The organism is Bradyrhizobium sp. USDA 4011 (assembly GCF_054063415.1).
Map to the genome: position 1 here is coordinate 1,544,010 of NZ_JBSSGG010000001.1, position 26,070 is coordinate 1,570,079.

At 64.7% G+C, this 26,070-nt stretch carries 22 protein-coding genes; 12 read left to right on the top strand and 10 right to left on the bottom strand.

All coding sequences use genetic code 11. The features are described from left to right. Positions 1 to 27: 27 nt before the first annotated feature. Both ACVW1C_RS07215 and ACVW1C_RS07220 read right to left on the bottom strand, forming a co-directional pair. Positions 28 to 1,575 (bottom strand): acyl-CoA synthetase, encoded by a 1,548-nt coding sequence (locus ACVW1C_RS07215; protein WP_456757812.1) that lies wholly within the window; start codon positions 1,573 to 1,575, stop codon positions 28 to 30. Positions 1,576 to 1,740: 165 nt separating this feature from the next. Further along, a complete protein-coding gene (locus tag ACVW1C_RS07220) occupies positions 1,741 to 2,550 on the bottom strand; it encodes a crotonase/enoyl-CoA hydratase family protein (protein WP_456757813.1) in 810 nt (269 codons plus the stop codon). 101 nt (positions 2,551 to 2,651) lie between these two features. Between ACVW1C_RS07220 and ACVW1C_RS07225 the strand changes: the two genes are divergently transcribed. Continuing rightward, positions 2,652 to 3,527, top strand: coding sequence for an SDR family oxidoreductase (locus tag ACVW1C_RS07225; RefSeq protein WP_456757814.1), 876 nt, complete (start codon positions 2,652 to 2,654; stop codon positions 3,525 to 3,527). Between the two features lie 149 nt (positions 3,528 to 3,676). After that, positions 3,677 to 5,257, top strand: a complete 1,581-nt coding sequence (locus tag ACVW1C_RS07230; RefSeq protein ID WP_456757815.1) for a fatty acid--CoA ligase — start codon at positions 3,677 to 3,679, stop codon at positions 5,255 to 5,257. Positions 5,258 to 5,319: 62 nt separating this feature from the next. Here the strand turns inward: ACVW1C_RS07230 and ACVW1C_RS07235 are convergent, their stop codons facing one another. Then, positions 5,320 to 5,793 (bottom strand): GFA family protein, encoded by a 474-nt coding sequence (locus ACVW1C_RS07235; protein ID WP_456757816.1) that lies wholly within the window; start codon positions 5,791 to 5,793, stop codon positions 5,320 to 5,322. Between the two features lie 26 nt (positions 5,794 to 5,819). Further along, complete coding sequence (locus ACVW1C_RS07240; RefSeq protein ID WP_456757817.1) at positions 5,820 to 7,094, bottom strand: acyl-CoA dehydrogenase family protein; 1,275 nt, start codon at positions 7,092 to 7,094, stop codon at positions 5,820 to 5,822. A gap of 220 nt (positions 7,095 to 7,314) precedes the next feature. Between ACVW1C_RS07240 and ACVW1C_RS07245 the strand changes: the two genes are divergently transcribed. Further along, entirely contained in the window at positions 7,315 to 8,094 is a 780-nt protein-coding gene (locus ACVW1C_RS07245; RefSeq protein WP_456757818.1) for an enoyl-CoA hydratase-related protein, read from the top strand. A 656-nt stretch (positions 8,095 to 8,750) separates the two neighbouring features. Then, positions 8,751 to 9,488, top strand: coding sequence for a transposase (locus tag ACVW1C_RS07250; RefSeq protein ID WP_456763012.1), 738 nt, complete (start codon positions 8,751 to 8,753; stop codon positions 9,486 to 9,488). A 211-nt stretch (positions 9,489 to 9,699) separates the two neighbouring features. On the opposite strand, the gene ACVW1C_RS07255 is transcribed toward ACVW1C_RS07250, so the two are convergent. Genes ACVW1C_RS07255 through ACVW1C_RS07265 form a run of 3 tightly spaced genes read right to left on the bottom strand, consistent with a single transcriptional unit; the run spans position 9,700 to position 11,850 of the window. Continuing rightward, positions 9,700 to 10,071, bottom strand: a complete 372-nt coding sequence (locus ACVW1C_RS07255; RefSeq protein ID WP_456757819.1) for a DUF6285 domain-containing protein — start codon at positions 10,069 to 10,071, stop codon at positions 9,700 to 9,702. Between the two features lies 1 nt (position 10,072). After that, positions 10,073 to 11,059 (bottom strand): phosphotransferase family protein, encoded by a 987-nt coding sequence (locus ACVW1C_RS07260; protein WP_456757820.1) that lies wholly within the window; start codon positions 11,057 to 11,059, stop codon positions 10,073 to 10,075. Beyond that, entirely contained in the window at positions 11,056 to 11,850 is a 795-nt protein-coding gene (locus ACVW1C_RS07265; protein ID WP_173641676.1) for an enoyl-CoA hydratase/isomerase, read from the bottom strand. Before ACVW1C_RS07265 ends, ACVW1C_RS07260 begins: the two co-directional genes overlap by 4 nt. A 163-nt stretch (positions 11,851 to 12,013) precedes the next feature. Between ACVW1C_RS07265 and ACVW1C_RS07270 the strand changes: the two genes are divergently transcribed. The 6 genes from ACVW1C_RS07270 (at position 12,014) to ACVW1C_RS07295 (ending at position 17,333) form a co-directional block, all read left to right on the top strand. Then, positions 12,014 to 12,796: an SDR family NAD(P)-dependent oxidoreductase gene (locus ACVW1C_RS07270; protein WP_456757821.1), complete on the top strand. Its 783-nt coding sequence runs from the start codon at positions 12,014 to 12,016 to the stop codon at positions 12,794 to 12,796. 211 nt (positions 12,797 to 13,007) lie between these two features. Further along, on the top strand, positions 13,008 to 14,093 hold the full coding sequence (locus ACVW1C_RS07275; RefSeq protein WP_456756841.1) for an IS4 family transposase: 1,086 nt from the start codon (positions 13,008 to 13,010) through the stop codon (positions 14,091 to 14,093). A gap of 365 nt (positions 14,094 to 14,458) precedes the next feature. Continuing rightward, positions 14,459 to 14,836, top strand: coding sequence for a VOC family protein (locus ACVW1C_RS07280; protein WP_456757822.1), 378 nt, complete (start codon positions 14,459 to 14,461; stop codon positions 14,834 to 14,836). 175 nt (positions 14,837 to 15,011) lie between these two features. Next, positions 15,012 to 16,286, top strand: coding sequence for an acyl-CoA dehydrogenase family protein (locus ACVW1C_RS07285; protein WP_097670521.1), 1,275 nt, complete (start codon positions 15,012 to 15,014; stop codon positions 16,284 to 16,286). Positions 16,287 to 16,430: 144 nt separating this feature from the next. Next, positions 16,431 to 17,048 (top strand): flavin reductase family protein, encoded by a 618-nt coding sequence (locus tag ACVW1C_RS07290; RefSeq protein ID WP_456757823.1) that lies wholly within the window; start codon positions 16,431 to 16,433, stop codon positions 17,046 to 17,048. Between the two features lie 9 nt (positions 17,049 to 17,057). Further along, on the top strand, positions 17,058 to 17,333 hold the full coding sequence (locus tag ACVW1C_RS07295) for a GNAT family N-acetyltransferase (protein WP_456757824.1): 276 nt from the start codon (positions 17,058 to 17,060) through the stop codon (positions 17,331 to 17,333). Between the two features lie 100 nt (positions 17,334 to 17,433). Here the strand turns inward: ACVW1C_RS07295 and yghU are convergent, their stop codons facing one another. Beyond that, positions 17,434 to 18,312 carry a glutathione-dependent disulfide-bond oxidoreductase gene (gene yghU, locus ACVW1C_RS07300; RefSeq protein WP_456757825.1) on the bottom strand — a complete coding sequence of 293 codons (879 nt, stop codon included), beginning with the start codon at positions 18,310 to 18,312 and terminating at the stop codon, positions 17,434 to 17,436. Positions 18,313 to 18,588: 276 nt separating this feature from the next. Between yghU and ACVW1C_RS07305 the strand changes: the two genes are divergently transcribed. Continuing rightward, positions 18,589 to 19,722 carry a nitronate monooxygenase gene (locus ACVW1C_RS07305; RefSeq protein ID WP_456757826.1) on the top strand — a complete coding sequence of 378 codons (1,134 nt, stop codon included), beginning with the start codon at positions 18,589 to 18,591 and terminating at the stop codon, positions 19,720 to 19,722. Positions 19,723 to 19,865: 143 nt separating this feature from the next. After that, positions 19,866 to 21,377, top strand: coding sequence for an acetyl-CoA acetyltransferase (locus ACVW1C_RS07310; RefSeq protein ID WP_456757827.1), 1,512 nt, complete (start codon positions 19,866 to 19,868; stop codon positions 21,375 to 21,377). A 171-nt stretch (positions 21,378 to 21,548) separates the two neighbouring features. Here ACVW1C_RS07310 and ACVW1C_RS07315 read toward each other — a convergent pair whose 3' ends face one another. After that, complete coding sequence (locus ACVW1C_RS07315) at positions 21,549 to 22,751, bottom strand: efflux RND transporter periplasmic adaptor subunit (RefSeq protein ID WP_456757828.1); 1,203 nt, start codon at positions 22,749 to 22,751, stop codon at positions 21,549 to 21,551. Then, positions 22,738 to 25,917: an efflux RND transporter permease subunit gene (locus ACVW1C_RS07320; protein ID WP_456757829.1), complete on the bottom strand. Its 3,180-nt coding sequence runs from the start codon at positions 25,915 to 25,917 to the stop codon at positions 22,738 to 22,740. Before ACVW1C_RS07320 ends, ACVW1C_RS07315 begins: the two co-directional genes overlap by 14 nt. Between the last annotated feature and the right edge of the window lie 153 nt (positions 25,918 to 26,070).

Sequence of the window (26,070 nt, forward strand, 5' to 3'; positions counted from 1 at the left end):
CGGGACGACGGCGGGATTGTGGCCTAGCTAGATCCTCCGCCCCGCCCGCTCCCAATACGGGTCCCGCAGCCGACGCTTGAAGATTTTTCCGGAATCCTCCCGCGGCAAATTGGTCTGGATCTCGATGTGCTTGGGCACCTTGTAGTCGGCCAGCGCAGTCTTGAGCTGGGCGCGGACCGAGGCGATGTCGAGTGTGACGCCCGGCTGCGGCTCGACCACCGCCATCAGTGCCTCGCCGAACTCGGCGTCGGGAATGCCGAACACCGCGCAGTCGTGCACACCGGGCACCGCATGCAGCACGGCCTCGATCTCGGCCGGATAGATGTTGACGCCGCCCGAGATCACCATGTCGCGCTTGCGGTCGCAGATGAAGACGTAGCCGTCCGCGTCGATATAGCCGACGTCGCCCGAGGTGATGAATCCCTGGCGGTCGATCTCGGCGCGCTTCTCCGACTTGTTGTGATAGGTGAAATCGGGATTGCCCGCGATCCGCGAGTAGATCTCGCCGATCTGGCCCTGCGGCACCTCCTTGCCGTCGTCGCCGATGAAGCGAAGCTCGGCGCCGGGCGAAATCTTTCCGACCGTGCCCGGCTTCTTCAGCGCATCCTCCGATGTCGCAAACGTCACCGCGCCCGACTCGGTCGAGCCGTAGAATTCGTAGATCACCGGTCCCCACCATTCGATCATGGCGCGCTTGACGTCGGGCGGACAGGGCGCGGCGGCATGGATGATGTGGCGGAGCGACGACATGTCGTACTTCCGGCGCACCTGCTCCGGCAACTTCATCAGGCGGATGAACATCGTCGGCACCATGAAGATGGTGTCGATCTTTTCGCGCTCGATCAGCTGCAGAAATTCCTCCGCATCGAAACGCGGCATCAGCACCAGCACGCCCCCGAGCTTGCCCGAACGCAGCCCGAAGGAATTCGGCGCCGAATGGTAGAGCGGCCCCGGCAGGATCGCGCGTGCCCCCGGCCGCAGGCCGTAGATCATCCCGCGCATCGCCTCCGCATTGGCGGCCTGCTCCGGCGTCGGCGCGAAACGACGCACGCCTTTGGGATGGCCTGTCGTGCCCGAGGTGTAGATCATGTTCTGCGGTTGCGGCACCACAGGGCCGTCATAGCGCGGGAATTGCGCCAGCCAGGATTCGAAATCGATCGCGAAATCCGGCGTCGCGAGGTGATCGGGATTGATCTTGTAGTTGGCGAGGATTTCCGGGGGCGTCGGCACGCTGAGCACGGTGACATCGGCAGGGATCGCGCCGCGCAGCGGGTGCAGCATGTCGGCATGGCCGATCAGGACGCGCGTGCCGGAATCCGTCAGCACGTAGTTGATCTCCTCCGGCTTGAAGTGCCAGTTGATCGGCACGCCATAGGCGCCGAGCCGCATCGCCGCGTAGGCCGCCTCGATGAAGGCGATGTCGTTGCGCATCAGCATGCAGACGCTGTCGCCCGGCTTGACACCGAGCTTGTTCAGGCCGCTCGCAATGCGATCGGTGCGCTCGGCGACCGCAGCGTGATCGCGACGGCGACCGCCGCTGATGATGCCGAGGAAGGGTTGGGACGTTTCGCTCATTTTTATGTTGTTCTTCGTTATTCGTTAGCGGCTCGTTGTTTTCGTCATCACCCGGGCTTGTCCCGGTGATCCACATCTTCTCAGCCGCAACAAAGACGTGGATGGCCGGAACATCTGCGCGAAGACGCGCTTCGCGCTTCTGCCCGGCCATGACCGACGCATCAATCACACATCAGCAAACCTCGGCGCCCGCTTCTCAAGATTGGCACGCACGGATTCGGTCTGGTTCGGGCTGCCGAGCAACTTCTGCTGCTCGACGGATTCCGCAAGCAGCGCGGCGGCCGGATCGACCGACAGATTGTTCAGCATCCGCTTGGCGGCACGGATCGCGTCCGGGCTCTTGCCCGCGATCTCGCGTGCGACTTCGAGCGCGGCCGCGCGCGGATCGTCGCAGACGCGGGTGGCGAGGCCGTAGCTCTGGGCTTCCTGCGCCGAGAAGATGCGGCCGGTATAGGTGAGCTCGCGCAGGATATCGTCGCGCACGAGGCTCGCCAGGATCGGCGTGCCGGCCATGTCGGGAACCAGGCCCCATTTGATCTCCATGATCGACATCCGCGCATCCGGCGACAGGAAGCGCATATCGGCGCCGAGCGCGAGCTGGAAGCCGCCGCCGAACGCGACGCCGTGGACCGCGGCGATCACGGGCACCGGCAGCTGGCGCCAGCCCCAGACCGCTTGCTGCGCGAAATTGGCTTTGCCATGGGTGCGGATCGTGAGGTCGCGGTTCTCGCCGCCCGGCACTCCGTTACCGCCGTCCTTCATGGCAGCGAACCGGCCCATGTCCAGGCCGGCGCAGAAGGCCCGTCCCTCGCCGGAGAGCACGACGACCCGGACGGCTTTTTCCTTGGAAAGCCGGTCGGTTGCGGCGACCAATGCCTCGAACATCGCGGCATCGAGCGCGTTCATCTTGTCCGCCCGGACCAGGCGGACATCGGCGATACCGTCTGAAATTGATATCGAGACGCGATCTTCCATCATTCCCTCCGCTTTGTTCCCTGAGTTGGCGCTTTACACAAAGGCCGTTGTCCGCTTTTAGTCAATCGACCAATTAACTGACAATCCCCGTGGAGGAAACGATGTTCTCAGATCAGCTTCTTGCCGGGCGGCGCATACTGGTAACCGGCGGTGGCACCGGCCTCGGCAAGGCCATGGCCTCGCGGTTCCTGCAGCTCGGGGCCGAGGTGCATATCTGCGGCCGCCGCAAGAGCGTCTGCGACGAAACCGCCACCGAGTTGATGGCCGAGCATGGCGGGCGCGTGGTCAGCCACGGCGTCGACATCCGCAATGCGATGGCGGTCGACGAGATGATCGAGTCGATTTGGGCCACCAGCGGTCCCCTTACGGATCTCATCAACAACGCCGCCGGCAATTTCATCTCGCGCTCGGAAGAGCTCTCCGCGCGAGGGTTCGATGCAGTGGCCAACATCGTGATGCACGGCACCTTCTACGTGACGCACGCGGTGGGCCGGCGCTGGATCGCCGGCGGCCATCGCGGCAACGTGGTGTCGATCACCGTGACCTGGGTGCGCAACGGCTCGCCCTATGTGGTGCCGTCGGCGATGAGCAAGTCGGCGATCCACGCCATGACCATGTCGCTTGCGGTCGAATGGGGCCGCCACGGCATCCGCCTCAACACCATCGCGCCTGGCGAGATTCCGACCGAGGGCATGAGCAAGCGCATCAAGCCCGGCGACGAGGTCGGCGCGCGGACCAAGGCGATGAACCCGATGGGCCGCGTCGGCACCATGGAGGAGTTGCAGAACCTTGCCGTGTTCCTGATCTCCGGCGGCTGCGACTGGATCAACGGCGAGACCATCGCCATGGACGGCGCGCAGGCGCTCGCGATGGGCGGCAATTTCTATCAGCTGCGCGACTGGAGCGACGACGACTGGACCAAGGCGCGCGAGTCGATCAAGGCCCAGAACGAGAAGGATCGCGCGGCGCGGGGTTGAAGCCCGTGCACGTGCCTCAACCACCACTGTCGTCCCGGCGAAGGCCGGGACTACGATGTTGAAATAGCGCGGCCACTCCCTCCGTATTGTTTTTCCCGCGCGATGCCGCCACACTCCGCGCAACCAAAGCAAGACGTCACGGGGGAAACATGTCCGACGCGCCGAAACTGAGCAACCTTGCCGACATGGTGCGCGACCGCGCGGCAAGCCGCGGTGATGCGCTGGCCTATGAGTTCGAGGGCCGGCAAACCAGCTTCGCCGAGTTCGACGTCAAGACCAACCGCGTCGCCAACGCGCTGCTCGCGATGGGCGTCAAGAAGGGCGAGCGGATCGCCTATCTCGGCAAGAACAGCGACTTCTATTTCGAATTGCTGATGGGTGCGATGAAAGCCGGTGTGGTGATGGCGCCGGTGAACTGGCGCCTCGCAGGCCCCGAGGTCGCCTTCATCGTCGACGACTGCAAGGCTCCCGTCCTGTTCGTCGGCCCCGAATTCATCACGCAGGCGCGCAGCATCAGGGACAAGCTGCCCAGCGTCCGCACCGTCATCACGACCGAGGGCGGGGCGCCGGAATGGCCCGACTATCTCGCCTGGCGCGACGCGCAGAGCGGCGACGACCCACGCGTTGCGATCGAGCCGAAAGACATCGCGATCCAGCTCTATACCTCGGGCACCACGGGCAAGCCGAAGGGCGCGATGCTGTCGCACGCCAACTTCCTCAATCTGGTGCAGAGCGGCAATGAGGCCGAAAAGCCGGAATGGAACCGGTGGACCACCGAAGACGTTTCGCTGGTCGCGATGCCGATCTTCCACATCGGCGGCTCCGGCTGGGGCGTGATGGGGCTCTATCACGGCGCCCGCGGCGTGATCGCGCGCGAGTTCGACCCGACCAAGGTGCTCGACTTCTTCGAGCAGTCCGGCATCACCAAGCTGTTCATGGTGCCGGCCGCGATGCAGTTCGTGGTGCGGCAGCCGCGCGCGCGGCAGGTCGACTTCTCGCGGCTGAAATACATGCTCTATGGCGCCTCCCCGATCCCGGCAGCGCTGCTGAAGGAGTGCATCGAGGTCTTCAAATGCGGCTTCGTGCAGATGTACGGCATGACCGAGACCACCGGGACCATCGTCGCGCTGCCGCCGGAGGATCATGTCGAGGGGCTGGACCGCATGCGCTCCGCCGGCAAGGCGCTGCCCGGCGTCGAGCTTGCGATCCTCGATCCGGATGGCAAGCCGCTGCCGCCGGGCCAAGTCGGCGAGATCGCCACCCGCTCCGGCTCCAATATGGCCGGCTACTGGAATCTGCCCGAGGCCACCGCGCGCACCATCGATAGCGACGGCTGGCTGCGCACCGGCGATGCCGGCTACATGGACAGTGACGGTTATCTCTACATTCACGACCGCATCAAGGACATGATCATCTCCGGCGGCGAGAACATCTACCCGGCCGAGGTCGAGAGCGCGCTGTGCGACCACCCTGACGTGGCTGAGGCCGCGGTGATCGGTATCCCCGACGACAAATGGGGCGAGGCAGTGAAGGCGGTGGTGGTGATGAAGCCCGGCAAGAGCGCGACGGCCACCGACATCATCAACTTCACCCGCGAGCGGATCGCCGGCTACAAGACGCCGAAATCGGTCGACTTCATCCCGGCGCTGCCGCGCAACCCGTCGGGCAAGATCCTGCGGCGGAGCCTGCGTGAACCGTATTGGGCGGGCAAGGACCGGCAGGTGAATTAGCCTCCCCTGTCGTCCTGGCGAAGGCCAGGCGAAGGCCGGGACGACAGAAAGAGAAGCGCTCATCAACCTTTCTTCATCCTCTCCCGCAGGGCGCGCCAGCGCTCCTGCGCTTCCTCCGGCCAGATGTCTCTCCGATCGTAATATTCGGCGAACACCTTGGCGCCCGGCGGGAATGTCACCCAGGGCTGCTTGGACGACGTGAAGATGTGGACATCGGGTGGGCACAGGCTCGGATCATCCATCGTGCCGACGCGGACGAACCGCACCGCCGGCCCAGCGCCCGGATAATTGCTCCAGACCGCGACCTTGCAGCGCGGGCAGCGGGCGATCTTCTGCCCCTTGCCGCTCGCCGACGGCGTGTCCACGATCTCGGGCTCGGCCGCGATGTGCTCGACCCGCTCGGCCTCGTACATCGCGTTGAGTGCGTGCACGGTGCCGGTTTCGCGCTGGCACCAGGTGCAATGGCAGGCATGCACGATCAACGGCCTGCCGGTCAGGCGGTAGCGGACGTTCCTGCAGGTGCATCCACCTTCCATCTCGTGCCGCCTCCCCGGTTAACGCCTCAATGCTTGCCGGCGCCCATGTAGCCGAACAGGAAGCCCGCCACCTTGCGCTTCTGGATCTCCTCGCTGCCTTCGGTGATGCGATAGCGGCGGTGGTGGCGGTAGATGTGCTCGAACGGCTTGTGACGCGAATAGCCCATGCCGCCATGCACCTGCATCGCGCGGTCGGCGGCCTCGCAGCACAGACGGTTCGCCCAGAAATTGCACATCGAGACCCGGTCCGACAGCGTGTGCTCGACCTGCGCCTGGGTGAGCTGGTCCATCTCCCAGGCGGTCTTGCGGATCAACAGCCGCAGCATCTCCGCCTGGGTCGCGAGCTCGACCAGCGGCCACTGGATCGCCTGGTTCTCGGCCAGCGCCTTGCCGAACGGCTTGCGCTCGCGGGCATACTTCACGCTCTCGTTGATGCAATAGACCGCAGCGCCGAGCGAGCTCGCCGCCTGGCGGATTCGGTTCTCATGCACGAAGCATTGCGCCAGCGACAGGCCGCGGCCGACCTCACCGAACTGCGCATCCTCAGGCACGAACACGTCGGTGAAGCTGACCCGCGGATGATCGGTCGGCATGTTGAAGGTCCACATATACTCTTCGACCTTCACGCCAGGCGATTTCGCCGGCACCAGGAAGCAGGTGATGCCGCGGGCGTCGCCGTCATTGCCGGAGGTGCGGGCAAACAGCGCGCAGTGGGTCGCGACATGCATGCCGGTGGTCCACATCTTCTCGCCGTTGATGATCCAGCCCTTGACGTTGTCACGGGTCGCCGGCACCGCCCTGGTTTCCATATGCGTGGCATCGGAACCGTGCTCGGGCTCGGTCAGACCGAACGTGATGCGGTACTTGCCGGTGATCGAGCCGTCGATCATCGCCTTCTGCTCGTCGGTTCCATAGCGGTCGAGCATGGTCACGATCGGCAGGTTGCCGACGATCGAGTGCTCGTTCTGCAGATCGTTGTGCAGGCCGAGACCTTTCGAGGCAAAATGCTCGCGGATCACAGCCATCCAGAGATTGGAGCCGTCCTTGCCGCCGTACCGCTTCGGGATCGCGAAGCGCAGATGACCCGCGGCATCGGCCAGATTCTTGACCTTGCGCAGCAAGAGCTCCCATTCGTGCCGCGGCAGGCCGCCCTTGTCGAAATCGGTGCGCGCCCATTCGCGGCGATGATCGAAGAAGCGGATGTTGTCGTCAGCCTCTTCCAGCGGCTTGATCTCGCGTTCGATGAATTGGTCGAGCTCGGCGAGATAGGCTGTCAGGTCAGTCGGCAGATTGAAATCCAAGGTGGTTTCTCCCGGAAATATTGTTGATTCTGGTTTTGCGTTTAGGCGCTATCGCGGATGCGCGTTCGGATCGATTAAGGTGAGAACGGCGCCGCCAAGTCAAGCAGCCGAGTGAGGCTTGCACGCGCGGTCGCGTTACGTAATTGAATGGCACGGAACGGCGCGCAGGCGCTAGGATGCGCGTGATATTCTTCGCCGCAGAAAATCCACGGGAGCAAACATGGATCTGAAATTCTCCAAGGTGACGCGCAAGGGTCCCATCACCATCGTGACGCTGTCGCGGCCCGAGGTTTACAACGCGCTGCATATCGATGCGCATTTCGAGCTCAACAAGGTGTTCGACGACTTCTCCGCCGATCCCGAGCAATGGGTCGCGATCGTCACCGGCGCCGGCGACAAGGCGTTCTGCGCCGGCAACGACCTGAAATGGCAGGCCGCCGGCGGCAGGCGCGGCTGGGACAAGGGCGGCTTCGCGGGGCTCACCACCCGCTTCGACTGCGACAAGCCGATCATCGCTGCCGTCAACGGCGTCGCGATGGGCGGCGGGTTCGAGATTGCGCTGGCCTGCGACCTGATCATTGCCTCGGAGAATGCGACCTTCGCCCTTCCCGAACCGCGCGTCGGGCTCGCGGCGCTGGCCGGCGGGCTGCATCGGCTGCCGCGCCAAATCGGACTGAAGCGCGCCATGGGCATGATCCTGACCGCACGCCATGTCAGCGCCAAGGAAGGCCTCGAGCTCGGCTTCGTCAACGAGGTGGTGCCGCAGGGCGAGGCGCTGGCCGCCGCCGAGCGCTGGGCCGAGACCATCGCCAAGAACTCGCCGATGTCGATCCGCGCCTCCAAGCAGGCGATCCAGAAGGGACTCGAAGTCTCGCTCGAGCAGGCGCTGGCCGAGCAGCGCGACTATCCGGCGGTGAAGGCGATGGCCGCCTCGCAGGATTATATCGAGGGCCCGAAGGCGTTTTCGGAGAAGCGCCCACCGAAGTGGCTGGGGCGATAACAGCTCTTTCCGCGTCATTGCGAGCGAAGCGAAGCAATCCATCTCGCCAAGCGTAGAGATGTGGATTGCTTCGTCGCGGAGTTTATCATCCGGCCTGCAGAACGCGGGACCGGGTGTCTCCTCGCAGTCACGCGCACTTCGTCGGATGGGTAGAGCGAAGCGAAACCCATCGACGCTTGCGCCGTCTGTGATGGGTTTCGCTTCGCTCTACCCATCCTTGTATTGGCGCGCTGGATTAGACTGGCCTCGTTCCGAGAGGAATGGCCCAGCTCGGGTGGCCGCCCGGGCTGGGCCGCTGATCGATCGGATCGATACCCATCGAAGCCTTGAGGGCTGTCGTTCGTAGCAAGATCGCGATCGGCACTTCATCGGGACCCGCATGGTTGAACGAACTCTAGGTTCGCATCACAAGGGAGGGTCGAGGAAGATGGCCAAGCGTATCACAATCTGTGCCGGAATCGATATCGGCAAACGGAAGCTCGACGTGGCGCTCGCCGACGGCTCGGACCAGCTGCAGGTGGAGAACACGGCGGATGGTTACAAGACGCTGTTGGAGTGGCTTGGGCGCCACAAGGTCAGGCGGGTTGGGATCGAGGCGAGTGGTGGCTATGAGCAGCCGGTCGTCGTCGAGCTGCGGCGCAAGCGGTTTGTCGGTCGTGGTGTTCCAGCCGGCGCAGGTGCGTGCCTATGCCAAATACCGCGGGCAGCGTGCCAAGAACGATCGGCTCGATGCCGCGCTGATCGCCGCCTGCACCGCTGCGGTCAAGAAGATCCACCCGGCACCCGACGCCAGATTACCGCCCTTGGCCGGACATCTGACGCTGATTGATCAGATCGGAGAAGATATCGCGCGATTCAAGAACCGGCTCGAGAGCTGTCGCGACGCGCGTATCCAAAAGCTATGGAAAGACGACATCGCTCGTCTGGCCAAGCGCGAACGGGTTGAGTTCAAGGCTCTGGTGGCGGCGATCCGCGAGCAGCACGATCTCGCCGCCCGGCTCGACCTGATCCACAGCGTCGGTGGGGCCGGGCTGCCGACTGCGGTCGCCGTCCTGGTCCGGATGCCCGAGATCGGCCAGGTCAGCCGCGAGCAGGCTGCAGCACTTGCGGGCCTTGCGCCGTATGACGACGACAGCGGCGAACACATCGGCGCTCGTCACATCGACGGTGGACGCAAGCGTCTGCGTCAGGCGCTCTATGCTGCGGCGCTGGCGGCGTCCTTTCGCTGGAATCCGCAGCTCATCGCCCTGTACAAACGATTGATCGCCGCCGGCAAAGGCCACAAGCGTGCCCTGATCGCCTGCGCCAGGAAGCTGCTCATCTTCATCAACACCGTGGTGGCTCGAGCGACCCCTTGGCAAGCTCACTTGCCAGTCGTCGCTCCGGCAAGCTGAAGCGTTTCTTTGTTCGATCGGGGCACCGTTTCTTCGTCCCGACCTGCCGTCACGAGAACGTCGCGCACAGCGGCCGTCAAGGATGGCCGTCGCTCAAATGCCGCCACATCCCCACTCTCGACAGGCCACGCCTTGATGGCCGCGAGCACGGCGTCAGTCTCAACGGCGATCGGGCAATTCAATCGCACACAATCGGAAAAGCTAATGGTTGCTACTTTCCGAGTTCCCTCTTGTAGGACGCGTAGTTCGGCTGATCGACGGCGAGCTTGTCCATCGTGGTCTGCCAGAGATGCTCCGGCAGGCCCGGCGTCTTCAAATCGACCTCGCCGCGTGCGATCTTCTCCGACAGCGCGCGGTTCAGCTCCATCAGCGTGCCGTCCGCGCCGAGCAGTGCCTTCAGCCGCTTGGCCTCGGTCGCATCGCCAGCCTCGGCGAGCGCAAGCTGCCGCGTCACCAGATCGAGCGCGTTGATGCCGACGCGCAGCTTGAAGCTATTGTGCCCCTTGATCGCAGGCGCGATCTCGTTGCGCAGGAAATCGGCGACGGCCTTGATCAGTTCGGTGGGTGTCGGTTCATCCTGCATCTCAACGACCTCTCGGTGCGAGTAACCTAAGCAGATCGATCTCGGTCTCCGACGCGCGGCGCCCGATCATCGCGCGCTCCATCGAGTGATCGGGACCCAGGCGGAAGCGCTGCATCATGCCGCAGCACATCACGCCCCAGCGCAGCGTGCCCATCACTTCCCAGAACATCACGCGGTCGGGGTCGACCTTGCGGCCGGCCTCCGCGTAGCCCGCGAACAGGTCCTCACGGGAACCGAAGCCGCCGACCGGCTTGTCGATCTCGCCGAAGCGCCAGGAGTTGACGCAGATCCAGCCGAGGTCTTCCATGGGATCGCCGGTATGCGCGAGCTCCCAGTCGAGCACCGCGCGCACCCCGTCGGGGCCGATGATCAGATTGCCGTGACGGAAATCGCCATGCACGAGCGTCAGCTCGGACGACGGACCGGGATCGTGATCGCGCAGCCAGCGCAGCGCCAGCTCGAACACTGGCCGCGGCCAGTTGAAGCTGTGATACTCGCGGGAGAGATCCTCGATTTCCCTGGTTGCGGTCAGGCTGCGCAGCTTCGGCAGCTTGGCCTGCGGCAGGCTGTGGATGCCGGCGATGACGCGGCCGAGCTGACGGGCCAGGATCGGCCGCGCCTTGGCAAATTCCTCGTCGCGCAAAATTTTCCGCGCGATGGTCTCGCCCTCGACGCGGGCCATGATGAAGCCGCGGCCAAGGCCGTCCTCCGGCCTCAGCACATGCATCACCTTCGGCGACGGCAAGCCCGCGTCATGCGCGAGCTGCATCAGCGTGGCCTCGGCATCGAGGCCGGCGGCGCGGCCGGGCGCGGCACCGTAACCCGGCGGCGCGCGGCGCAGGATCGCGCCGACATTGCCGCTCGGGTGCACGATGTCGAACGTCCAGGTCTCCTGGCTGGCGCCGCCGGAGAGCTTCGCGGCGCCGGTGACGCCGGTCGCACCCGGATGAAACGCGGCGACGCAGCGGGTGAGCTCGGTCTCGATCATTTGCCCTTGAACTTCGCCGGCCGCTTCTCGAGGAATGCGGTGACACCCTCCTTGAAGTCCTCGGCGCGGCCAGCGATCCGCTGCGACTCGAATTCAAGATTGAGCTGATCCTCGAGGGTGTTTTCCGGACTGTCCCAATAGAGCTTGCGGATCAGCGACAGCGCGACGGTCGGGCCGTTGGCCAGATCATGCGCCAGCTTCATGGTCTCCTCCATCAGCGCGCCGTCGTCATAGACGCGGTTGACGAGGCCCCATTCCAGCGCCTTCTCGGCCGGCAGCCGCTCGCCGAGCAGCGACAGCTCGACCGAGCGCGCCTTGCCGATCAGCCGCGGCAGCAGCCAGGTCGAGCCGCAATCCGGCACCAGGCCGATGCGGCGGAACGCCTGCAGGAAATAGGACGAGCGCGCGCACAGGATGAGGTCGCCCATCAGGGCGAAGCTCATGCCGGCGCCGGCGGCCGGACCGTTCACCGCCGTCACGATCGGACAGTGCAGCTTACGCAATCGGCGCAGGAACGGGTGGAACGCGGTCTCCAGTGCCGCGCCGGCGTTGCTTTTGCCGGGCTTCTGCTGCTGATTGCGGCCCTGCAGATTGGCGCCGGTGCAGAAGGCGCGGCCCGCACCGGTGATCACCAGGCAGCGCACCTCGTCGCGCTTGTCGTCGATCGCATCGAGCGCCTCGGCAAGGCCGCCCAGCATGTCGATCGAGACCGCGTTCATGACTTCCTGATGGTCGAGCTTGAGGATCGCGACCGATCCGTCGAAGTCGAGCGTGACGTGCTTGAACTGCATGGTTTCCTCTTTGCGTTGCTGCGGCGGTTGGTGCCGCGGTAGGTCGATGGGCCGACCTATATTTGGACCCATATTTGATTTTTGTGCCGGGCTTGTCCATGGTCGGCAGCAAGACCATCCGTGAACGCGTGATTAGCGCGCACCAAACCAAATGGAAACCCCAATGAGTGGCATCTTCGATCTCACCGGTCGCGTCGCTGTCATCACCGGCGGCAATGGCGGCATCGGCCTCGGCATCGCGCAGGCACTGAACGCCGCCGGCTGCAACGTCGCAATCTGGGGCCGCAACGCGGAAAAAAACGCCAATGCCGCGACCTCGATGAAGGCCGGACCCGGCAAGGTAGCAACCCAGTTCTGCGACGTCAGCGATCCCGGCTCGGTCAAGACCGCGATGAAGGCGACGCTCGACACCTTCGGGCGCGTCGACGGCTGCTTCGCCAATGCCGGCATCGGCGGCGGCGGACGCCGCTCCTTCATCGACCGTACCGAGGAGGAATGGCGCAAGATGTTCGCGACCAATCTCGACGGCGTGTTTCACGTATTCCAGGCTGCGGCACGCCACATGACCGAGCGCGCCGAGGCCGGCGACAAATTCGGCCGGCTGGTCGCGACCTCGAGCCTCGCCTCGCTGTTCGGCACCGCGCGCAACGAGCACTATGCCGGCACCAAGGCCGCACTGAACGCGCTGTGCCGCGCGCTCGGCGTCGAGCTCGCCCGCCACGGCGTCACCGCGAATGCGATCCTGCCCGGCTGGATCAAGAGCGACATGACCGCCGGCATCATGGCCAACGACAAGTTCGTCGCCAATGTGATGCCGCGCATCCCGGTACGCCGCTTCGGCGAGCCGAGCGATTTCGGTGGCATCGCCGTCTACCTCATGAGCAAGGCGTCGTCCTATCATACGGCGGACTGCTTTGTGATCGACGGCGGGTACACGGCGTTCTAGCCTCGCGCTTGCCGCATCACCGGTGTCGTCCCTGCGAAAGCAGGGACCCATACGCCGCGGCAGGCGTAGTGAACGGGACTCGTCATTCGAGCGTCGCGCTACAATTGAGATTTGGGGTAATGGGTCCTGGCTTTCGCCCATAGGCGCTAAAATAGGATTTGCGCGTTGAATTTGTATGTGATTCCAAGAAGGGATGAGACACGAATCGCTTGTGAACGAAGACTGGGCGCGTGTTGTTGCTCGGCTTGGTGGGGCTAAGGCTCTGGAGGTTGGCGCGCGCGAGACGAAGGCGTTTGTTCGTCCGCGCGAGATCACCAATGCAGTTGATTTGCTGCGGCTGATCCTTGCGTATTGTCTGGGCACGCGGGGTTTGCGGCTGACGGCGGCGTGGGCGACGTCGGTGGGCCTTGTCGACATCTCCAACGTGGCTCTGTTGTATCGCTTGCGTCAGTCCGGAGATTGGCTGGCGCAACTGATAGGTCAGGCACTTGCGAGTGGTGCGCCGAAGGCAAGCCGCGGTCGGCTGATCCGCATCGTTGACGCCACGACGGTCCCCAAAGCCGGAACCGAGGGCAGGCAAAACAACGCAGTGTGGCGTATCCACAGTGCGTTCGATCTTCCGCAAGAGCGCTTTGGGCACTTCGAGCTGACCGATGAGGGCGCAGGCGAGACACTGGATCGGATACCCGTGACTGCCGGCGAGATCCGTCTTGCCGACCGTGCCTACCTGCAACCAGAGCGCATGGCGCATCTGGTCGATGCCGGCGCGGACTTCGTGATCCGCGCGGGCTGGAAGAGCGCGCGTTGGCTGGATCGCAACGGCAACCTTGTCGATCTCATCGCAGAGCTGCGCAAGGCCTTGGCAGGCGGCATGATCGATCGACCGATCTGGATAGAGCGCAAGTCCGGTGCGCAACCGCTTGCTGTGCGCTTGGTCGCGGTCAAAAAGCCGGCGCATGCGGCCGCGGAGGCGCGACGCAAGGCACGCAGGACAGCCCAGAAGGGAGGCCATCAACTCTCCAGGCAAACGCTTGAGGCCGCAGATTGGGTAATCCTGGCGACCTCGCTCAAGGGCGAGGACTTCACGGCTGCTGACGTCATTGCCCTCTACCGGTTGCGATGGCGGATTGAGCTCGGCTTCAAGCGGCTGAAGAGCTTGATTGGCTTGAAGGGACCTCCCGGAACTGACCAGCGGTCCGCTAAACCCCATATCCTCGCTCACCTGCTGATCACTCTACTGCTCGAGCCGCTGGTCGACGAACTCGAGGACTCTCCCCGCTTGGACGAAGCCGCCTGACCGGACCTTCCGCATGGCGCCTGCTACGTCAGCTCATCGCCTCATTGCTCCAAGCCGTCATTCCCCAACCCACGATCGCTTGTCTGCGCAGAGCAAGCCGTGCTCTCCGGCGACATCTGCGCGAGCCCCCCAGACGCAAGCGCCGCTATCAGGCAATGATCAAACTATCTTAGCGCCTATGGGCTTTCGCCAGGACGACGGCGAGTGTGTGGCGCAAGTTTTGATGCACACCTGCGCGTCTCAAATTCTGCCGTCGTCCCGGCGCGACGCAGCGTCGCTTCCGTCGCGGCAAGACTGCTGCTAAGCGTTCGAGCGGCAAGCACGCGACAAGGCGGCTTTGGTCAACGACAGGGAGGATATTTCAGATGTTTTCACACGTGATGGTTGGCACCAACGATCTGGACAAGGCCAAGGCGTTCTATGATGCGCTGCTCGGCACGCTCGATGTCCGGCCCGCCCGGGTCGACGGTCACCGCATCATGTACCTCACCAAGACCGGCATTTTCATGGTTTCCAAGCCGATCAACGGCGAACCGGCAACGCATGCCAATGGCGGCACGATCGGCTTTGCCTGCTCTTCGCCGGAGCAGGTTCATGCCTGGCACGCGGCCGGCATCGCCAATGGCGGCAAGCCCTGCGAGGATCCGCCGGGCGTGCGCGAGGGCAACGGCATCAAGCTCTACCTCGCCTATTTGCGCGACCTCGACGGCAACAAGATCTGCGCCATGCATCGGATGACCTAACCGGCATCCGCCGGAATCTTTCACGCTGTGCGCGGCGGCGTTCAAACAACGTTTGAAACGCCGTCGCGATATTCCGCGATGCGGTAGGTATGATCGGAAAATCGGCACTCGCGCTTCGCGCCGCACGCGTTTATTGTCCGCCGCGAAACGCGCCTTCGCGACGGGAGAAACGACAATGAAGCATGCCTATGTGCCGCGCACCACGAACTACACGCTCAATCCGGGCGACGAGCTCAACGACCTCCGCATGTCGGACAAGGTCCGCCCGCTCTACGACCATGTGAAGCAGTTCATCCGTGACACGGTCGACCCGATGTCGGTCGAGTTCTATCGCGCCGGCGAGAAGAAGACCAACCGCTGGAGCTTCACGGACGAGCAGCTCGCGATCCTGCAGAAGGCCAAGGACAAGGCCAAGGAAGTCGGCCTCTGGAACTTCTTCCTGCCCGATGCCGAAACCGGCGACGGCCTCAACAACCTCGACTACGCCTATATCGCCGCCGAGCTCGGCAAGAGCCCGCTGGCCTCCGAGACGATGAACTGCTCGGCGCCCGACACCGGCAACATGGAGGTGTTGGAGCGCGTCGGCACCAAGGCGCAGAAGGAGAAGTGGCTGAAGCCGCTGCTCAATGGTGAGATCCGCTCCGCCTATGCGATGACCGAGCCCAACGTCGCCTCCTCCGATGCCAAGAACATCTCGACCACCGCAAAGCTGGTCGGCGACGAGTGGGTGATCAACGGCGAGAAGTATTACATCTCCGGCGCCGGCGACCCGCGCTGCAAGATCATGATCGTGATGGTGAAGACCAATCCCGACGCGGCGCCGAGCAAGCAGCAGTCGCAGATCCTGGTGCCGATCGACACCCCCGGCGTCGAGATCCTGGGCCCGATGCACGTGTTCGGCCATGACCATGCGCCGCGCGGCCACATGCATCTGCGCTTCAACAATGTGAAGGTGCCCAAGGAGAACATGCTGCTCGGCGAAGGCCGCGGCTTCGAGATCTCGCAGGTCCGCCTCGGCCCGGGCCGCATCCATCATTGCATGCGCACCATCGGCAAGGCCGAGAAGGCGCTCGACATGATGGTGCAGCGCGGCCTCACCCGCGAAGCGTTCGGCAAGAAGATCGCTCATCTCGGCGGCAACATGCAGATCATCGCCCAGGCGCGCTGCGAGATCGAGGCGATGCGCCTGATGGTGTTGAAGGCGGCCAAGGCGATGGACGTGCTCGGCAACAAGGAAGCCCGCGTCTGGGTCTCGATGGTCAAGGCCATGGTGCCCGAGCGCGCCTGCAAGGTGATCGACCAGGCGATCCAGATGCACGGCGCCACCGGCATCTCGCAATGGTCCCCGCTTGGCGAAATGTACCAGGACGTCCGCCATCTGCGCTTCGCCGACGGTCCGGACGAGGTGCACTGGATGGTGGTCGGCCGCCACGAGCTGAGCATGACGTAAGCTCGTCGTCTCCTCCCCGCGTGCGGGGAGACGAACAAGCGGAATCGTAAGGCGGGTTAGCGCAAGCGTAACCCGCCTTTTACTTTCTTGTCCGCTCGCGGCGGGTTACGCTTCGCCAACCCGCCCTACGTTTTCGGACATCTCATGGAATATTCTCCAAACGACCTCACCCGGCGCGAACGCTACAAGGTGCTGACCTCCTTCGTGCTACCGCGGCCGATCGCCTGGGTGACGAGCCTCAGCGCCGACGGCGTGGTCAATGCGGCGCCGTTCTCGTTCTTCAACGTGTTCTGCGAGGATCCGCCGCTCTGCATGTTCGCGGTCAACCGCAGGCCCGACGGCCGCGAGAAGGACACGCTGGTCAATATCCAGCGCCTGGGCGAGTTCGTGGTCAATCTCACCGACGAGCCATTGGCGCGCGCGATGCACGAGACCTCGGGCGATTTCCCGCCCGAGATCGGCGAGCCCGACTATCTCGGCCTGAAGCTTGCGCCCTCCAGCAAGATCGCGGTGCCCCGGCTCGCCGACGCGCCTTTCGCGATGGAGTGCAAGACCTGGAAGCTGATCGACGTCAACGGCGACCGCCAGCTGATCATGGGCGAAGGCATCCACTTCCACATCCGCGACGAATTGTGGGATCGTGAAGCGATGCGCGTCCACATGGAGCGCTACCACCCGATCGGCCGCATGTTCGCCGACCGCTACTGCCGCACCGACGACCGCGTGGTGTTTCCCGCGGCCGAGGGCGCAAAGAAGAAATAGGACAAGACAATGAGCGAAGCATTCCGCGACAATCCGGCACAGAGCCGGTTCGAACTCGAAGTCGATGGCGCGACCGCCTGCGTGGTCTACCGCAAGACGCCGGATACGATCACACTTGTGCATACTGTGGTGCCGCCGGAGCTCGGCGGCCGCGGCATCGGCTCCAAGCTCGCCCACGCGACGCTCGATGCGGTACGCGCGCAGAGCATCAAGCTCGTCGTGAAGTGCGAGTTCATCCAGGGCTTCATGAAGAAGCATCCGGAGTACGACGATTTGTTGGGGTGATGCGGCGATGCGCAGAGCGGGTTAGCGCAGCGTAACCCGCCGATCTGTCCGGGCATGACGGCGGATTACGCTTCGATAATCCGCCCTACAAGCTGCGGAGCTACGACGCCGCCGGCTCGCCGATCTTGTCCTGCGTCCTGGTCTCGAAATCGCTGGCCTCATGGCGCTCGTGGAGCTGGCTCGACGGCTCGCCCCAGGTGCGGTTGACCATGCGGCCGCGCTTCACCGCGGGCCGTGCCGCGATCGCGTCGGTCCAGCGTTGCACGTTCTTGTAGTCCTGCACCGAGAGGAATTCGCCGCCGCCGTAGAGCAGGCCCTTGGCAAGGCTGCCGTACCACGGCCACACCGCCATGTCGGCGATGGTGTAGACGTCGCCCGCGAGATATTCGTTGTCAGCGAGCCTGCGGTCGAGCACGTCGAACTGGCGCTTCACCTCCATCGCAAAACGATCGATGGCGTATTCGATCTTGGTCGGCGCATAGGCATAGAAGTGGCCGAAGCCGCCGCCGAGATAAGGCGCGGCGCCCATCTGCCAGAACAACCACGAGAAGGTTTCCGCGCGGGTCTTCACATCGGTCGGCAGGAATGCGCCAAACTTTTCCGCGAGGTAGACCAGGATCGAGCCCGACTCGAACACCCGGATCGGCTCGGGCCCGCTGCGGTCCATCAGGGCCGGGATCTTCGAGTTGGGATTGACCGCAACGAAGCCGCTGCCGAACTGGTTGCCGTCGATCTTGATCAGCCAGGCGTCGTATTCCGCGCCCTTGTGGCCCGCCGCAAGCAGCTCTTCCAGCATCACGGTGACCTTGACGCCGTTGGGCGTCGCCAGCGAGTAGAGCTGCAGCGGATGACGGCCGACCGTCAGCTCCTTGTCGTGGGTGGGCCCCGCGATTGGCCGGTTGATGCTGGCGAAGCGTCCACCGCTCCCCTTGTTCCAGGTCCAGACTTTCGGCGGCTCGTAGGCAGAGGTGTCAGTCACGTCGTTGGCTCCCGGTTTCCGTTTTTCCACGGTGCGGCGACCGCCGCGCCCATCCGCATGCCCGCACTAGATGGTGGGCTCGCCCGGCTTTGCCCAGCCCCGTTGGATCGCATTTTCTACCTTGCGGAATGCGTCGCGAGCGATGCAGCCAGGCAGCGCCTGCCCACAAGATCGCCGCAGCCGAAACCCGCTTGGCTTCGCCGACCGTCATGCGCTAGCGTCCCGGAGGCTGATGCCAACAAGCACAACAAGCAGCCGCCGGGAGAGAACCAGTCCATGAAATCACCGATCTGCGACATGCTGGGAATCGACTTCCCCCTGCTCGCCTTCAGCCATTGCCGCGACGTGGTGGCGGCGGTCAGCCGCGCCGGCGGCTTCGGCGTGCTCGGCGCGACCGCGCATTCGCCGGAGACGCTGGAGCAGGAGCTGAAATGGATCGACGCGCATGTCGACGGCAAGCCCTACGGCATCGACGTGCTGATCCCGGAAAACATCTCGACCGCGGGCGAGAAGAACGTCACCTGGAAGAGCCTCGAGGCGCGCGTCTCGCAGGAGCATCGCGACTTCACCCGCAATCTGCTGAAGAAATACGACATCGAGTTGACCAGTCGGAACGTCGCCGACAACCAGCCGCAGCCGTTCGATGCCGAGACCGCGCTGCAATTGCTCGAAGTCTCGTTCCGCCATCCGATCAGGCTGATCGCCAACGCGCTCGGCGTGCCGCCGAAGGCGATGATCGAGATGGGCCGCAAGCACGGCGTGCCGGTGGCGGCGCTGGTCGGCTCCAAGGAGCATGCGCTGCGCCAGGTCGCGGCCGGTGTCGACATTCTGGTCGCGCAGGGCACCGAGGCCGGCGGCCATTGCGGCGAAGTCTCGACCATGGTGCTGGTGCCCGAGGTGATCAAGGCGGTCAGGAAGATCCGCGACGTGCCGGTGCTCGCTGCCGGCGGCATCATGACCGGCAGCCAGATGGCGGCCTGCATGGCGATGGGCGCCGCCGGCGCCTGGACCGGCTCGGTGTGGCTTGCGACCGTGGAGTCGGAGACCTCGGAGATCTTTCGCGAGAAGATGATCGCGGCATCCTCGCGCGACGCGATCCGCTCGAAGGGCCGCACCGGCAAGCCGGCGCGGCAGCTCCGCTCGGTCTGGACCGACGCCTGGGACCGCTCGCCGGACAGCCCCGGCGCGCTGCCGATGCCGCTGCAAAGCATCATCAGCCGCGACGCCTTCAACGCGATCGACCGCGCGGCTGCGGCCGGCAACGAGAAGGCGCGCGATCTGGTCAGCTATTTCGTCGGCCAGGGTGTCGGCCTGGTCGACAGCGTGAAGTCGGCGGGCGCCGTGGTGCAGGAATTCAAGGAAGATTTCGTCGAGGCCGTCGAGCACATGAACGCGCTGGTGGCGGAGTGAGAGCCCTTCCCGCCGTCATTGCGAGCGAAGCGAAGCAATCCATTTCGCCCCGGCGGCGAGATGGATTGCTTCGTCGCTTCGGTCCTCGCAATGACGCCTAGAATGACCATCGAGCCCAATACTGCAGAGAGTGCACAACAAGAATGTCGAACAGCATCCCCGAAGACCGCATTCCCGTCATCGTCGGCGTCGGCGAGATCGTCGATCGTCCAAAGGACATCGCCGCCGGCCTCGAGCCGCTTACCCTGCTGGAAGAGGCGCTGAAGCGCGCCGAGGCCGACAGCGGCGCCAAGCTGCTCTCCGACGTGCAATCGCTCGACGTCGTCAACTTCCTGAGCTGGCGCTACCGCGATCCCGAGAAGCAGCTGGCGCAGCGGCTCGGCATCGCGCCCGCGCACCTCTACTACGGCCCGGTCGGCGGCGAGAGCCCGATCCGCTATCTGCACGAGGCGGCGCAGCGCATCGCGCGCGGCGAATGCAGCGTCGCCGCGGTCTGCGGTGCGGAGGCACAGTCGACGGCGACCAAGGCGCAGCGCGCCGGCGTCGAATTGCCGTGGACGCCGTTCGCGCACGACGTGGAGGAGCCGAAGCGCGGCGCCGCATTCCAGAAGCCGCTTGCCGTTGCACTCGGCGTGTTCCGGCCGATCACGGTCTATCCGCTCTATGAGTCCGCGACCTCGGCGCATTGGGGCCAGACGCCGCGCGAGGCGCTGAAGGAGTCTGGCGAGTTGTGGTCGACCTATGCGCGGGTTGCCGCCGATAATCCGAACTCCTGGCTGAAGAAGCGCTTCACCGGCGACGAGATCACCACCGCGACGCCCGATAACCGGATGATCGCCTGGCCGTATACAAAACTGATGGTGGCAAACCCGACGGTGAACATGGGCGGCGCGCTGATCCTGACCAGCCTGGCGAAAGCGCGCGCCGCCGGCGTGCCCCAGGACAAACTGATCTACCCGCTCGGCGGCGCCTCGGCCGAAGAGCCGCGCGACTACCTCATCCGGGACCAGTTCGTCGAGAGCCACGCACAGAATGCGGTGCTGAGGGCGGCGATGGATCTCGTCGGCGGCGACGGCAGGAAGTTCGACGCGATCGAGCTCTATAGCTGCTTCCCCTGCGTGCCGAAGATGGCGCGCCGGACGCTCGGCCTCGGCGCCGACGTGCAGCCAACCGTGACGGGTGGGCTGACGTTCTTCGGCGCGCCGCTCAACACCTACATGACGCATTCGGCCTGCGCGATGGTGCGCAAGCTGCGGGGCGGCGGCACGCTCGGCCTGCTCTACGGCCAGGGCGGCTTCGTCACCAAGCATCATGGCCTCGTGCTGTCGCGCGCCGCGCCGACTGCCGCGCTCGAGCAGGACACCAGCGTGCAGGCGGAAGCCGACCGCAACAGGCGCAACGTGCCCGACTTCACGGCCGAGGCGACAGGAAAAGGCAAGGTCGAGGCCTTCACCGTGATCTATCGCGCCAACGGCGAGATCGAGCACGGCGTCACCATGCTGCGCACCGAGGACGGCCGCCGCACGCTCGGCCGCGTCCCGGCGAGCGACACGGCAACGCTGACGTATCTGCAGAACCTCGACCGCACGCCGGTCGGCACCACGGGCAACATCGTCACGGCCAGTGACGGCGTGCGGGAATGGCGGGTGGGCTAGTCTCTAAGCTCCCTCGCCCCGCTCTTGCGGGGAGAGGGTTGGGGTGAGGGGCCGCTTCCGCGAGTTCTGCTCGCCGTGAGATCTGTACCCCCTCACCCGGATCGCATCTGACGATGCGATCCGACCTCTCCCCGCAAGCGGGGCGAGGTTAGAGGCGAAGCGCTGCGCGCCTTACCCCTTCACATCCTGCTTTTCAGACGCCGTCGTCGGCTTGCCCTTGGCGCCGACGCCGGTGACGCGGACATGATCGCCGTCGGCGAGGCCGTCCGGTGGAGCGGTGATGATGCGGTCGTCGGGGGCGAGGCCCGAGGCGATCTCGATCTCCTTGCCGAGGTCGCGGCCGATCTTCACGGTCTTGAACAGCACCTTGTCATCGGGGCTGACGGTTGCGACCCGCAGGCCGTTGCTGTTGAAGATCAGCGCGCTGGCGGGAATGCTGAGCGGCGCGGCCTCGCGCTGCAAATTGAGCTTCACGCTGGCATAGCTGCCCGGCATCAGCTCGCCGGAGGAGTTGTCGAGCCCGAGTTGCATCCGCGTGGTGCCGGAGGCGACATCGACCGCCTGCGAGGAGGCTTCCACCGTCGCCTGGAACGTGCGGTTCGGGTAATCCGGCAACACCAAGGAGGCCTTGGCGCCGATCTTGATCGCCGGGACGTAGTTCTGCGGCACGTTGACGTAGACGCGCAGCTTGGTGATGTCCGAGATCGTGAACATCGCGGGACCCGAGTTGCCGCCGGCATTGATCAGCGCGCCGACGTCGGTGTCGCGCGAGGTCACCACGCCGTCGAACGGCGCCGTGATCTTCTTGTAACCGGCGAGCGCTTCCAGCCGCTCGACATTGGCCTGGCCCGACCTGACCGCACCGTTCTTGTTGGAGAGGTCGGCGGTGCGCTCGTCGATCTCCTGGGCGGAGACGAAGTTCGAGGCGACCAGCGTCTTGCGCCGGGTCAGCGTCGCCTCGGAGAGCTTGGCTGAGGCCTGGGCGCTGGCGAGATCGGCGCGCGCCTGCAGCAATTGCTGGTCAAGGTCGGGCGCCTCGATCTCGGCGATCACCTGGCCGGCCTTGACGCGGGCCCCGATGTCGGCGTCCCAGCTCTTGAGATAGCCGGACACCCGCGCGAAGATCGGTGCGCGGGAATAGGCCTCGAGCCGGCCCGGCAGGTCGATCGTGGGGCTCAGCGCCTTGGCGTTCGGCAGCGCCACGGCGACCGTCGGAATGGCCTGGTCGTCGGTCCATTCCTTCAGCCTCGTGCCCTGCTCCTCGCGGGCGCGGATGCCGGTGCCGACGATCAGCCCCGCGCCGACCAGTGCAACCACGCCGAATATGCCCAATCTCCGGCCGGACACCGGTGGGCGCTGTTCAGTGGGCTGCATGCGGAATCTCCGATGAGGCGGCGGCTTTGGCGCCTTGCTTCTTGTGTACCATACTGAATACCACGGGAACAAACATCAGCGTCGCGAAGGTTGCAAAGATCAGGCCGCCGATCACGGCGCGGCCCAGCGGCGCGTTCTGCTCGCCGCCCTCGCCGAGCCCCAGCGCCATCGGCGCCATGCCGATGATCATGGCGAGCGCGGTCATCAGCACCGGGCGGAAGCGGACAAATCCGGCCTCCAGCGCGGCCGCGACGGGATCGCCAAGTTCCTCATAGCGCTCGCGGGCAAAGCTGATCACGAGCACACTGTTGGCGGTCGCAACGCCCATGCACATGATGGCGCCGGTGAGCGCCGGAACCGACAGCGTGGTCTGGGTCGTGAACAGCATCCAGACGATGCCGGCGAGTGCTGCGGGCAACGCCGTGATGATCACGAACGGGTCCGACCAGGACTGGAAGTTCACCACGATCAGGAAGTAGATCAGCACGACCGCGCCGAGCAGGCCGAACAGCAGGCCCGTGAAGGCCGAGTTCATGGTCTGCACCTGGCCGAGCAGCACCACCGAAGAGCCCTTCGGCACTTCCTTGGCGGTGTCGGCGATGAGCTGGCGCACGTCGGTCGCGACGCCGCCGAGATCGCGGCCTTGCGTCGTGGCATAGATCTGCACCAGCGACTGGATGTCGTATTGCGACACCACCGCGCTCGAGGTCGCGCGCTTGATGTCGGCGATGCCGCCGAGGATCGGCGCCTGGGTGTTGCCGGTCGCGGTGATCGGCAGGGTCTGCAAAGCGCTCAGCGAGTCGATCTGATATTGCGGCGTCTGCATCACGATCGAGTAGGACACGCCGTTGTCGGGATTGAGATAGTAGGTCGGCGCGACCTGCGAGGAGCCGGCAAGGTTGACGACCAGCGAGTTGGTGACGTCGCGCTCGGTCAGGCCGACATATTGCGCGCGGGTGCGATCGACATCGATGTTGAAGGTCGGATTGTTCGGCGACTGCTGGATCCGCGCGTCGGCAATGCCGGGGATGCGCTTGATCTTCGCCAATAGCTTGTTGGCGTAGGCGAAATTGGCGTCGAGGTTGGCGCCACGGATCTGCAGGTCGATCGGCGCCGGCGCGCCGAAGTTCAGGATCTGGCTGACGATGTCGGCCGGCAGGAACGCGAAGCTGGTGCCCGGAAACAGCCGCGGCAACTGCTCACGCAGCGTGCGAACATGCTGCTCGGTCGGCTTGTGGCCTTCCTTGAGGCGGATCTGGATGTCGCCGTCCTGCGGACCGATCACGCCGGTGTTGTTGTAAGTCATGTTGATGCCGGAGATCGGCATGCCGATGTTGTCGGTCATGGTCTCGATCTCGCCGGGGACCAGCTTGCGGATCGCCTTCTGGATGTCGGCGAGCTGGTTGGCGGTCTCCTCGACACGGGTGCCGACCTGGGTGCGGACATGCATCAGGATGTTGCCGGCATCGACCGACGGGAAGAAGTTGCGTCCCAGAAACGGCACCAGCACGAACGACGCGGCAACCACCGCGAGGAAGCCGCCGACGAACACCTTGCGGTGGCCAAGCGCCATCTCGAGCAGGCCGCGATAGCCGCCACGGATGCGCTCGAACCGCGCCTCGAAGCCGCGCTGGAACCAGACCAGCGGATTGCGCGATTTCGGCGGCGCGCCCTCGTGATGAACATGCGCCTGCAGCAAATAGTTCGCCATGGTCGGCACCAAAGTGCGCGACAGGATGAACGACCAGATCATCGCGAACATGACAGCTTCGGCCATCGGCACGAACAGAAAGCGCGCCACGCCGGTCAGGAAGAACATCGGCACGAACACGATGCAGATACAGAGCAGCGAGACGAAGGCCGGCGTCACGATCTGATTGGCGCCGTCGAGGATCGATTGCTCGACCGGTTTGCCCTGCTCGAGATGGTAGTTGATGTTCTCGATCGTCACCGTGGCGTCGTCGACCAGGATGCCGACCGCGAGCGCAAGGCCGCCGAGCGTCATGATGTTCAGCGTCTCGCCGATCAGGGACAGCATGATGATGGCCCCGAGCACCGACAGCGGGATCGACACCGCGATGATGACGGTCGAGCGCCAGCTGCCGAGGAACAGCAGGATCATCACACTGGTGAGCAGCGCGGCGATCACGCCCTCCAAGGCGACGCCGGTGATCGCACCGCGGACGAACACCGACTGGTCGCCGATGAAGCCGATCTTCAGCGCGTCAGGCATCTGGTCCTTGACGTCGATCACCTTCTGCTTGATGCCGGAGATGATATCGAGCGTCGAGGTGGCGCCGGCTTTCAGCACCATCATCAGCACCGAACGGTTGCCGTCGACATGGACGATGTTGGTCTGCGGCGGGTTGCCGTCGCGGACGGTGGCGACGTCACGCACATAGACCATTGCGCCGTTGACCTGCTTGATCGGCAGGTCGCCGAGTTCCTCCATCCGGAGCGGCGAGTTGTTCAGGTTTACGGTGTATTCGAAATTGCCGATCTTCTGCGTGCCGACCGGCGTGATCAGGTTCTGCGCCGCGAGCGTGTTGGCGACGTCCTGGCCGGACAGGCCACGCGCCTGCAGCGCGGTCGAATTGAGATCGATCTGGACCTGGCGCTGCTTGCCGCCGAACGGATACGGGATCGCAGCGCCAGGCACCGTGACCAGCGGCGTGCGCAGCTGGTTGATGCCGATGTCGGCGAGGTTCTGCTCGGTCAGGCCTTCGCCCGACAATGCGACCTGGATGATCGGAACCGTCGAGGCGCTGTAGTTCAGGATCAGCGGCGGCGTCGCGCCCGGCGGCATCTGCTTGAGCAGGGTCTGCGAGATCGCGGTGACCTGCGCGTTGGCGGTGCGGATGTCGACATTGGGCTGGAAGAAGATCTTGATGATGCCGAACCCGTTGTACGAGTTGGCGGTGATGTGCTCGATGTCGTTGACCGTCGTGGTCAGCGCGCGCTGGAACGGCGAAGTGATACGGCCAGCCATCTGGTCGGGCGGCAGGCCGGTGTATTGCCAGACCACGCCGATCACGGGGATACGGATGTCGGGAAAGATGTCGGTCGGCGTGCGCAGTGCGGCCAGCGGTCCGATAATCAAGAGCAGGATCGCGAGCACGACGAAAGTGTATGGCCGGCTCAGCGCGATACGGACCAGTGCGATCATAAAAGCAGCATTCCCGAAATGAAGCCCGCCCAGGCAGAGGAATCGACATTGCAAAAGCCGTCCCGGTAGCGGCCGATTTACCCGATGACGGGCGAAACGCCAACCTGCGGAGCCGCGGCGGCCTTCACTTCCTTGGCATAGTACGTGAAGCCG

Bases quoted from the DNA above. Each gene is read 5' to 3' on its own strand.
- ACVW1C_RS07215 (WP_456757812.1), bottom strand. From the start codon at position 1,575: ATGAGCGAAACGTCCCAACCCTTCCTCGGCATCATCAGCGGCGGTCGC.
- ACVW1C_RS07220 (WP_456757813.1), bottom strand. From the start codon at position 2,550: ATGGAAGATCGCGTCTCGATATCAATTTCAGACGGTATCGCCGATGTC.
- ACVW1C_RS07225 (WP_456757814.1), top strand. From the start codon at position 2,652: ATGTTCTCAGATCAGCTTCTTGCCGGGCGGCGCATACTGGTAACCGGC.
- ACVW1C_RS07230 (WP_456757815.1), top strand. From the start codon at position 3,677: ATGTCCGACGCGCCGAAACTGAGCAACCTTGCCGACATGGTGCGCGAC.
- ACVW1C_RS07235 (WP_456757816.1), bottom strand. From the start codon at position 5,793: ATGGAAGGTGGATGCACCTGCAGGAACGTCCGCTACCGCCTGACCGGC.
- ACVW1C_RS07245 (WP_456757818.1), top strand. From the start codon at position 7,315: ATGGATCTGAAATTCTCCAAGGTGACGCGCAAGGGTCCCATCACCATC.
- ACVW1C_RS07255 (WP_456757819.1), bottom strand. From the start codon at position 10,071: ATGCAGGATGAACCGACACCCACCGAACTGATCAAGGCCGTCGCCGAT.
- ACVW1C_RS07260 (WP_456757820.1), bottom strand. From the start codon at position 11,059: ATGATCGAGACCGAGCTCACCCGCTGCGTCGCCGCGTTTCATCCGGGT.
- ACVW1C_RS07265 (WP_173641676.1), bottom strand. From the start codon at position 11,850: ATGCAGTTCAAGCACGTCACGCTCGACTTCGACGGATCGGTCGCGATC.
- ACVW1C_RS07270 (WP_456757821.1), top strand. From the start codon at position 12,014: ATGAGTGGCATCTTCGATCTCACCGGTCGCGTCGCTGTCATCACCGGC.
- ACVW1C_RS07280 (WP_456757822.1), top strand. From the start codon at position 14,459: ATGTTTTCACACGTGATGGTTGGCACCAACGATCTGGACAAGGCCAAG.
- ACVW1C_RS07285 (WP_097670521.1), top strand. From the start codon at position 15,012: ATGAAGCATGCCTATGTGCCGCGCACCACGAACTACACGCTCAATCCG.
- ACVW1C_RS07290 (WP_456757823.1), top strand. From the start codon at position 16,431: ATGGAATATTCTCCAAACGACCTCACCCGGCGCGAACGCTACAAGGTG.
- ACVW1C_RS07295 (WP_456757824.1), top strand. From the start codon at position 17,058: ATGAGCGAAGCATTCCGCGACAATCCGGCACAGAGCCGGTTCGAACTC.
- ACVW1C_RS07305 (WP_456757826.1), top strand. From the start codon at position 18,589: ATGAAATCACCGATCTGCGACATGCTGGGAATCGACTTCCCCCTGCTC.
- ACVW1C_RS07310 (WP_456757827.1), top strand. From the start codon at position 19,866: ATGTCGAACAGCATCCCCGAAGACCGCATTCCCGTCATCGTCGGCGTC.
- ACVW1C_RS07315 (WP_456757828.1), bottom strand. From the start codon at position 22,751: ATGCAGCCCACTGAACAGCGCCCACCGGTGTCCGGCCGGAGATTGGGC.
- ACVW1C_RS07320 (WP_456757829.1), bottom strand. From the start codon at position 25,917: ATGATCGCACTGGTCCGTATCGCGCTGAGCCGGCCATACACTTTCGTC.